We start from the raw sequence: 8804 nt of genomic DNA on the forward strand, positions 1-8804 counted from the left end.
CAGCGCCGGCCGAGCCGCGTACGTACGGAGACAGAGAAGACACATGGACCGCCTCGACAACACCGTCCGCCCCTACGCCTGGGGCTCCACCACCGCCATCCCGCACCTCCTCGGCGTCGAGCCGAGCGGTGAACCCCAGGCGGAGATGTGGATGGGCGCCCACCCAGGCGCCCCGTCGCGCACCGCGCGCGGCACCCTCGTCGAGGTGATCGAGGCCGCCCCGGAGCGCGAACTGGGCGCCCGCACGGTCGCCAGGTTCGGCCCGCACCTGCCGTTCCTGCTCAAGATCCTCGCCGCCGGCGCACCCCTCTCCCTCCAGGTGCACCCCGACCTCGGACAGGCCCGGGAGGGCTACGCGGACGAGGAGCGGCGCGGCATCCCCGTCGACGCCCCGCACCGCAACTACAAGGACGCCAACCACAAGCCCGAGCTGATCTGCGCGCTCACCGAGTTCGACGGCCTGTGCGGCTTCCGCGACCCCGTCCGCACCGCCGACCTCCTCGACGGGCTCGGCGTCGACTCCCTCAAGCCGTACGTCGACCTGCTGCACGCCCACCCCGAGGACGCGGCGCTGCGCGAGGTCCTCACCGCCCTCCTCACCGCCGACCCGGAGGAGATGGCCCACACGGTCGCCGAGGCCACCGCCGCGTGCACCCGCCTCGGCGGCGCCTACGCCCCCTACGCCGACATCGCCCACCACTACCCGGGCGACCCCGGCGTCATCGCGGCCATGCTCCTCAACCACGTCCGGCTCCAGCCGGGCGAGGCCCTGTACCTCGGTGCCGGCATCCCGCACGCCTACCTCAACGGCCTCGGCGTCGAAATCATGGCCAACTCCGACAACGTCCTGCGCTGCGGCCTCACCCCCAAGCACGTCGACGTCCCCGAACTGCTGCGGATCGTCCGCTTCGAGCCGAGCGACGCGGGCGTGCTGCGCCCGGAGGCGTCCGCGGACGGCGAGGAGGTCTACGAGACGCCGATCGACGAGTTCCGGCTCTCCCGCTACGTCCTGCCCGAGGGCGGCGGCGCCCACGACCTCACCCGGGACACCCCGCAGATCCTGCTGTGCACGGCCGGCTCCGTCCGGGCGGGCGAGCACGAGCTGGGCCCCGGTCGGTCCGTCTTCGTCCCGGCCGGCGAGCGGGCGGAGATCTCCGGCGCGGGCACGGTCTTCCGCGCCACGGTGATCGTCTGACCGGCCCCCCGGTGGACGGCCGGCCGATCATGTGACCGGAGGTTGTGGACACCTGAAGCACCGATGCCCGGCCGGGCTGCAAGAATGACCCACCGGCAAAGGCCGGGCAAAGCCGGGCACTCGTCCGGACGGACGTACAAGCGCGACAGCGGCGAAGGGACAACGCGGACACATGAGCGCGTCAGGCGGTACCAAGGCGATCGTGGCGGCACTCGGCGCCAACCTCGCGATCGCGGCATCGAAGTTCGTGGCGTTCGCGTTCAGCGGCTCCTCCTCGATGCTCGCCGAGGGCGTGCACTCGCTCGCCGACTCCGGCAACCAGTTCCTGCTGCTGGTCGGCGGCAAGAAGGCGCAGCGCGAGGCCACCCCGCAACACCCCTTCGGCTACGGCCGCGAGCGCTACATCTACGCCTTCCTGGTCTCCATCGTCCTCTTCTCGGTCGGCGGCATGTTCGCCATCTACGAGGGCTACGAGAAGATCAGCCACCCGCACGAGATCGAGCACTGGTACTGGCCGGTCGGCGTCCTCGTCTTCGCGATCATCGCTGAGAGCTTCTCCTTCCGCACGGCCATCAAGGAGTCCAACGAACTGCGCGGCAAGCTGTCCTGGACGCAGTTCGTCCGCCGCGCCAAGGCACCCGAACTGCCCGTCGTCCTGCTGGAGGACTTCGGCGCGCTCATCGGTCTGGTCCTCGCCCTCGGCGGCGTCGGCCTCGCCCTGCTCACCGGCGACGGCGTCTGGGACGGCATCGGCACCGTCTGCATCGGTGTCCTGCTCGTCCTGATCGCCCTCGTCCTGGCCGCCGAGACCAAGTCGCTGCTGCTCGGCGAGGCCGCCGGCATCGAGGAGGTCAAGAAGATCGAGGCCGCCATCGTCGACGGCGACACGGTCACCCGCCTCATCCACATGCGCACGCTGCACCTCGGCCCCGAGGAGCTGCTGGTCGCCGCCAAGATCGCCGTCCGGCACGACGACACGGCCAGCGAGGTCGCGAACGCCATCAACGCCGCCGAGACCCGCATCCGCGCCGCCGTCCCCATCGCCCGCGTCATCTACCTGGAACCCGACATCTACAGCGAGGCCGAGGCCGCCAAGGGCCCGGACCCGGAGGCCACCCCGGGCGGTCCGGCCCCCGCCGGTCACTGACCTCCGGTACGGCGGCCGGCGTCAGACCGGCTGGACGGGCCAGGGCGCCGGCGGCACCGCCGGCGCCTTCCGCCGCCGCACCACCAGGAAGCCCGTCCCCAGCCCGATGCCGGTGAGGACCAGCACCCCACCGGCGAGCACGGCCGTACCCAGCAGAGCCGGACCCGAGTGGTCGTCCGTCACCCGCCCCCGCACGGCGTCCACCGGAACCGTCCCGTTGTGATCGTCGGCGAAGAAGCGCGAGTCCATCGAGTCCGACCGGCGGTCCCCCATCAGGAAGAGCCGTCCCTCCGGCACCCGCACGTCGTACGGCCGGTCCAGCCCGTCGGCGTCGCCCCCGTAGACGTACGGCTCCTTGAGCGGCTTCCCGTTCACGGTGACCCGCTCCTCGGTGCCGACCGTGGTGCAGCAGGCCACGCGGTCCCCGCCCACGCCGATCACCCGCTGCATCACCACCGCGTCGGTCCGGTAGCGCTCCGGCATCGAGAGCATCACGACGTCACCGCGCCGCACCCCGCTGCCGTCCATCCGCTCCCAGACGATCCGGTCACCGCGCTCGTACGTCGGCTCCATGCTCTGACTGGACGGGGTGCCCGTGCCGTACGCACCGCGTCCGTACAGGAAGCCACCGCCGGCCAGCAGTACCCCCAGCAGCCCCACCACGAGCGCCGCGATCCCCAGTCCCCGCCCACTGCGTGCCATGTCCTGTCCCGTCCTCCCCATGCGGCCCATCCGCGGCGGCGGAGAATAGCGGCCCCTGGTGAACGCTCCGTGCCCGCTCTCCGCTGCAGCAGCTGCACGGGGCGGGCGGACGCCTTCGGCGCCCCCCCACCGTCCACACGCGCTTGCCGGTGAAGCGGCGCAGGCCGACGTCCCTGCCGGTGTCGACGACGCCTCCGCATCACTGACATCGCTGTTATCAAGACCATTTCCAGCCCCGATCGACCCCGGCGTCTCCCCCTTCGGTTCGATGCCCCGGCTCGCGGCGGCCCGGGCGAGCTTCTCCGCCGCCACGCAGGCGTGCGCGATGCCGGCCGGGCAGGCCGTCGCAGCCAGCAGTTTCAACGGTCGCCGCTCCTCGTCGCGGTCACCCCTCACGGGTGGCCCGGCCGGACCGGACACGTCGCTTCCCTCACGTTCCGTCGCGCGCGGCGCCGTCCCGGACGCCCCGCGAGCGGGACAGGTACTCCCGGTCCCCCCCCCCGCATCCCGCACCACCCCGGCGCGGCAAAAGTCCCAGTTCAAGCGGGTACGTCGGCACTGGTTCCACCGTTTCCGCACCACCGCCACCCCGCGCGCCCGGCCCCCGACCGCGCTCCGAACGGCCCGAAGTATGCGGATGCGGACTGGGGGCGACCGGCTCCTCCGGTGTAGCTTGGGACGGAGCCAGACGTCGCTGCTGATGGCGGTCGGGCGGTCCCACGCGGATCGGCCGAGGGAGAGAGGGCCTCCGACGGACTGCGCTGCGCGTACGTGGGCATGCCTGTGTCCTCTTCTCGGGCACCCCTGTGTCCGCCGCCGCGCAGACCAGCCGTACCCACCTCGACCCAACCCCGAGGAGCAGCTCGCAATGACGACTGTCGACAACCGACAGGACTTCAAGGTCGCCGACCTCTCCCTGGCCGAGTTCGGCCGCAAGGAGATCACCCTCGCCGAGCACGAGATGCCCGGCCTGATGGCGATCCGCAGGGAGTACGCCGAGGCCCAGCCGCTCGCCGGCGCCCGCGTCACCGGCTCCCTGCACATGACCGTGCAGACCGCCGTGCTCATCGAGACCCTGGTCGCCCTCGGCGCCGAGGTCCGCTGGGCCTCCTGCAACATCTTCTCCACCCAGGACCACGCGGCCGCCGCCATCGCCGTCGGCCCGAACGGCACGCCCGACAACCCGCAGGGCGTCCCGGTCTTCGCCTGGAAGGGCGAGACGCTGGAGGAGTACTGGTGGTGCACGGAGCAGGCGCTGACCTGGCCCAACAGCCCCACCGGCGGCCCGAACATGATCCTCGACGACGGCGGTGACGCCACCCTCCTCGTCCACAAGGGCGTCGAGTACGAGAAGGACGGCAAGGTCCCCTCCGTCGACACCGCCGAGTCCGACGAGCACCGCGTCATCCTCGAACTCCTGCACCGCACCATCACGGACGGCTCGCAGAAGTGGACCCAGCTGGCCTCCGAGATCCGCGGTGTCACCGAGGAGACCACGACCGGCGTCCACCGCCTGTACGAGATGCAGCGCGACGGCCACCTCCTGTTCCCTGCGATCAACGTGAACGACGCCGTCACCAAGTCGAAGTTCGACAACAAGTACGGCTGCCGCCACTCCCTGATCGACGGCATCAACCGCGCCACCGACGTCCTCATCGGCGGCAAGACCGCGGTCGTCTGCGGCTACGGCGACGTGGGCAAGGGCTGCGCGGAGTCCCTGCGCGGCCAGGGCGCCCGGGTGATCGTCACCGAGATCGACCCGATCTGCGCGCTCCAGGCGGCGATGGACGGCTACCAGGTCACGACCCTCGACGAGGTCATCGACAAGGCCGACATCTTCATCACCACGACCGGCAACAAGGACATCATCATGGCCGCGGACATGGCCAAGATGAAGCACCAGGCCATCGTCGGCAACATCGGTCACTTCGACAACGAGATCGACATGGCCGGTCTGGCCAAGATCCCGGGCATCGTCAAGGACGAGGTCAAGCCGCAGGTCCACACCTGGACCTTCCCCGACGGCAAGAAGATCATCGTGCTGTCCGAGGGCCGCCTGCTGAACCTGGGCAACGCCACCGGCCACCCGTCGTTCGTGATGTCCAACTCCTTCGCGGACCAGACCCTGGCCCAGATCGAGCTGTTCACCAAGCCCGACGAGTACCCGATCGGCGTCTACGTGCTGCCCAAGCACCTCGACGAGAAGGTCGCCCGCCTCCACCTGGACGCGCTCGGCGTCAAGCTCACCAAGCTGCGCCCGGAGCAGGCCGCGTACATCGGCGTCGAGGTCGACGGCCCGTTCAAGCCGGACCACTACCGCTACTGAGCCGGATCGATCCCATCCGGTCGCCGGGGGAGTGCGCCGGTACACCGACGCACCCCTTCCGGCAGTACGACCTCCGAGGCAGGCCCCCGCACCCCCGTGCCGGGGGCCTGCCCCTTTGGCCCCCCGATGGGTCCCCCGACCCACGGCTGCCGGCCGGACCAGCCCGTCACGACCCAGGACCCCCATGCCCCGCGGCCGTTATTCGCTCCACGATCCGCACGATCACACCCCCCTCGCACAAGAGCACTTCCAGTGCGCCCCCGGGCCGTCCGGCTGGCGCTACGTCTCCCGGCTGACCGGTCCCACCGGCGACGACCGCGGCTCGGTCGACCTCGCCCTGGACGAACTCGGCCGGCCCATCCGTCTCGAACTCCACGCGGGCGGCTGGCAGGTGCGCGGCGCCGCCCTCGACGGCGTCACCTGGGTCCGGACCGACCCCACCGGCAGCCATGCCACCGAAGGCAATGTGCGCGCCCACGCCTTCACCGGCACGTCCCCCGCGTTCCTCGTCGCCACCGCACGGCTCCTGCGCCTCACCCCCTCCTCCGCCGCGACCCGCGTACGCCTCGTGGCCTTCACCGATCCGGTCCTCGCCCCCCGCACCGTGGACCAGTCCTGGGCTCTGGTGAACAGCGAAGCACACGCCACTGACAACGGCCCCTTGCTCGTGGACGAGTACCAGGTCACAGCCCTGGAAACCGGCGAACAGCACGCCGTCCACATCGCCGGCGACGTCGTCCTGGCCGCACCCGGGATCGAGCTGGAGGACCTCCAGTCACCCCCGTCCCGCTTCGACTGAACGCACCGGCGCCGGCCGGCCCCGCTGCCCCCGGCGACCGGTCCGGCGGATGGCGGGGCTAGACCGGCGGGGCGAACCCGGTGGCCGGCCGGGCCGGCCGGTCGGCCGGTGCCCCGTCCGGCAGCGGCGGGGGCGGCGGGCCGAGCGGGGCCTGCTGCGACGGGGCCGGGGGACGCTGGTACGAGCCCGGGGCCTGCTGGTGGAGGACCGGAGCACCGGACGGGGCCACCGGCTGCGCGAGGGACTGCGCCACCGGCGGGGGGAAACCGCCGCGGCCGAAAGCCTGCCGCGCCTCGCGGGACTGCCGCTCGTGCACCACGGCCGCCAGGAAGGCCGCCGGAGGAAGATCCGGCGGCACCGGCGCGCCGGTGCGCGCCGCGAGGTCGGCCGACAGCCGCTGCGCCATACCCGCCGACACCTGCGGGTCGAGCTGCTGCATCCGCGTCAGGTACTGCCGGACCGCGAGCCAGAGCCCATCGGGCACCGCTGAAAGATCGAGTTCGGCGAACCGCCCCGCGAGCCACGGCGGCGGGGGCGGGACGAACCCGGTCCGCCCGGCGGGCACGCGCTCACGCACGACCAGGGTGCCCGCGAACACGTCTCCGAGCCGCCGCCCCCGCGCCGAGACCAACGAGGCGATGCAGGCCACCACCCCGAACGTCATGAGGATCTCGACCACACCGATCGCGCCGCGCACCAGCGCGTGCCGGAACCGGATCGGCCCGCCGTCGTCCCGCACCACCCTGAGCCCGAACGCCAGCTTCCCCAGCGAACGCCCGTGACTCAGCGTCTCGACCGCGATCGGCCCGCCGACCAGCACCAGCAGGAACGACGCGATGGACAGCGCCACCTGTGCGGCCTCGTCCAGAGAAGCCGCGGACGCCACCAGCACGGTGGCCACCACGATGTAGGCGACCACGGCCACCACGAGGTCGAGCAGCACGGCCAACGCCCTGCTCGGCAGCTTCGCGGGCCGCAGTTCGAGAGCCACCGCCTCGCCCGTCACCAGCTCACTCATGCCCGCCGTCCTTCCCTGGTCCGCCCCCTGAACCGCAAGTCTGCCAAGCTGTGGGCGCATCGCGTCGCGGTACGACAAGCTGACAACAGTCATGAGCATCCACGACGAGCCGTGGACGATCAGCCGAGGAGCAGGCAGACCGGATGGACCTGGACGTCTTCGTCTCCGTGCACCGAGCCGAATGGGACCGGCTCGACGTACTGCTCCGCCGCCGGCGGCGCCTCACGGGTGCCGAAGCGGACGAACTCGTCGCGCTCTACCAGCGCACCGCCACCCATCTGTCCCTGATCCAGTCCAGCGCACCGGACCCCCAGCTGACGGGACGGCTCAGCCAGCTCGTGGCACGCGCGCGCAGCGCCGTCGCCGGCACCCGCCGCGCCTCGTGGCGGGACGTCACGCGCTTCCTGACCCACGGTTTCCCGGCGGCCGTCTACCGCTCCCGCCACTGGTGGGTGCCCACGGCGCTCGTCTCCACCGCCATAGCCGTCCTCCTCGGGTGGTGGATCGGCACCCACCCCGAGGTGCAGTCCGCCATCGCGGCCCCCAGCCAGCTGCGCGAGCTGACCCGCCCCGGCGGCGAGTACGAGACCTACTACTCCAGCCATCCCGCTGCCGCCTTCGCCGCACAGGTGTGGACGAACAACGCCCAGGCGGCGGCGATGTGCCTGGTCCTGGGCGTCTTCCTGGGACTGCCCGTCCTCTGGATCCTCTTCCAGAACATGCTCAACCTCGGGGTCGGCTTCGGGCTCATGTCCTCGGCCGGCCGGCTCGACACCTTCCTCGGACTGGTCCTCCCGCACGGCCTGCTCGAACTGACCGCGGTCTTCGTCGCGGCCGGTACGGGCCTGCGCCTGGGCTGGACGGTGATCGACCCCGGCCCGCGCACCCGCCGCGCGGCTCTCGCGGAGGAGGGGCGGGCCGCCGTCGGCATGGCGATCGGCCTCGCGCTGGTGCTGTTCGTCTCCGGTGCCATCGAAGGCTTCGTCACCCCCTCCGGCCTGCCCACCTGGGCGCGCATCGGCATCGGGGTCCTCGCCGAGCTGGCCTTCCTCGGGTACGTCTACGTCCTGGGCGGCCGCGCGGCCCGCGCGGGTGAGACGGGCGATCTGGAGGCCACGGACCGCAGCGCCTCCGTACCCACCGCCGCCTGATGTGCGCTCGACCCCTGTGAGCTGCTAATCTCCTCTTCGCCCCGCAAGAGCCGTTGACACGGAGCGCGTGGGGAGGTAGATTCAAACAGTTGCGTGGAGAGCTGGACAGGCTCCCCGGCAGCCGATAGAATCTATGAGCTTCCTCAGGAAGTCCGAGTGACATTCCGAGAAGCATCCCCCGATTAATCAGAAATGAGCGGCCGGTTCGACCGGCCAAAAACTTCTGATAAAGTCGGAACCGCCGGAAAGGGAAACGCGGAAGCGGAAACCTGGAAAGCGCCGAGGAAATCGGATCGAGAAAAGATCTGATAGAGTCGGAAACGCAAGACCGAAGGGAAGCGCCCGGAGGAAAGCCCGAGAGGGTGAGTACAAAGGAAGCGACCGTTCCTTGAGAACTCAACAGCGTGCCAAAAGTCAACGCCAGATATGTTGATACCCCGTCTCCGGTCAGCAGACCGGGACGAGG

General features: G+C 71.2%; 7 protein-coding genes and 1 pseudogene. 5 read left to right on the forward strand and 3 right to left on the reverse strand.

Translation table 11 applies throughout. The features are described 5' to 3' along the window. Positions 1-43: 43 nt before the first annotated feature. Together manA and ABZ576_RS06655 are read left to right on the forward strand one after the other, a co-directional pair. Entirely contained in the window at positions 44-1195 is a 1152-nt protein-coding gene (gene manA / locus ABZ576_RS06650) for a mannose-6-phosphate isomerase, class I (protein WP_360736606.1), read from the forward strand. Positions 1196-1367: 172 nt separating this feature from the next. Beyond that, entirely contained in the window at positions 1368-2342 is a 975-nt protein-coding gene (locus ABZ576_RS06655) for a cation diffusion facilitator family transporter (protein WP_360736608.1), read from the forward strand. Between the two features lie 21 nt (positions 2343-2363). On the opposite strand, the gene lepB is transcribed toward ABZ576_RS06655, so the two are convergent. Together lepB and ABZ576_RS06665 are read right to left on the reverse strand one after the other, a co-directional pair. After that, the gene (gene lepB, locus ABZ576_RS06660) at positions 2364-3044 is read right to left on the reverse strand and encodes a signal peptidase I (protein ID WP_360736689.1); all 681 of its coding nucleotides are present in this window, start codon (positions 3042-3044) and stop codon (positions 2364-2366) included. Positions 3045-3308: 264 nt separating this feature from the next. Then, positions 3309-3989: pseudogene (locus ABZ576_RS06665) on the reverse strand (hypothetical protein); the annotation flags it as partial. Here ABZ576_RS06665 and ahcY point away from each other — a divergent pair. Together ahcY and ABZ576_RS06675 are read left to right on the forward strand one after the other, a co-directional pair. Next, on the forward strand, positions 3913-5370 hold the full coding sequence (gene ahcY / locus ABZ576_RS06670) for an adenosylhomocysteinase (RefSeq protein WP_360736611.1): 1458 nt from the start codon (positions 3913-3915) through the stop codon (positions 5368-5370). The pseudogene ABZ576_RS06665 and the gene ahcY sit on opposite strands and share 77 nt — an antisense overlap. A gap of 184 nt (positions 5371-5554) precedes the next feature. Beyond that, a complete protein-coding gene (locus tag ABZ576_RS06675) occupies positions 5555-6169 on the forward strand; it encodes a hypothetical protein (protein ID WP_360736614.1) in 615 nt (204 codons plus the stop codon). Positions 6170-6227: 58 nt separating this feature from the next. Here ABZ576_RS06675 and ABZ576_RS06680 read toward each other — a convergent pair whose 3' ends face one another. Continuing rightward, positions 6228-7187: an RDD family protein gene (locus ABZ576_RS06680; RefSeq protein ID WP_360736616.1), complete on the reverse strand. Its 960-nt coding sequence runs from the start codon at positions 7185-7187 to the stop codon at positions 6228-6230. A 143-nt stretch (positions 7188-7330) separates the two neighbouring features. Between ABZ576_RS06680 and ABZ576_RS06685 the strand changes: the two genes are divergently transcribed. Next, on the forward strand, positions 7331-8338 hold the full coding sequence (locus tag ABZ576_RS06685) for a stage II sporulation protein M (RefSeq protein ID WP_360736618.1): 1008 nt from the start codon (positions 7331-7333) through the stop codon (positions 8336-8338). The last annotated feature ends 466 nt before the right edge of the window (positions 8339-8804 follow it).

This window comes from Streptomyces sp. NPDC013455 (assembly GCF_040632975.1).
GTDB lineage: Bacteria > Actinomycetota > Actinomycetes > Streptomycetales > Streptomycetaceae > Streptomyces.